Genomic DNA, 434 nt, shown 5'->3' on the forward strand with positions numbered 1-434 from the left:
GATGGTCTGGTGGCGGCGTTGGGGTTGGCGTTGGTGCGGTGGCGTCGGGATCGTGGTGTGGAGTCGTCGTCGGCGTTGGTGAAGTTCGAGGGTCATGGTCGTGAAGAGGCTGTGGTGCCGGGGGCGGATCTGTCGCGGACGGTGGGGTGGTTCACGAGTGCGTATCCGGTGCGGGTGGATCTGTCGGGTGTCGATGTCGATGATGCGTTCGCCGGTGGTGTGTCGGTCGGTGCTGCGGTCAAGGCTGTGAAGGAGCAGTTGCTGGCGATTCCGGACCGGGGTATGGGTTATGGCCTGTTGCGGTATCTGGATGGGGAGTCGTCGGTGCGGTTGGGTGCGGTGGCGAAGTCGCCGCAGATCAGTTTCAACTATCTGGGGCGTGTGTCCGGTGCGGATGTGCCGGAGGAGTTGGCGGCGATCGGGTGGGCGCCCAC

At 65.0% G+C, this 434-nt stretch carries 1 protein-coding gene; it reads left to right on the forward strand.

All coding sequences use genetic code 11. The features are described from left to right. Window positions 1-434, forward strand: a 434-nt coding sequence (locus HCA61_RS25890) for a condensation domain-containing protein (RefSeq protein WP_169691061.1), incomplete at both ends; no start/stop codon positions are given.

This window comes from Rhodococcus sp. HNM0563 (assembly GCF_012726195.1).
In the GTDB taxonomy this organism is placed as follows: Bacteria; Actinomycetota; Actinomycetes; order Mycobacteriales; family Mycobacteriaceae; genus Rhodococcus.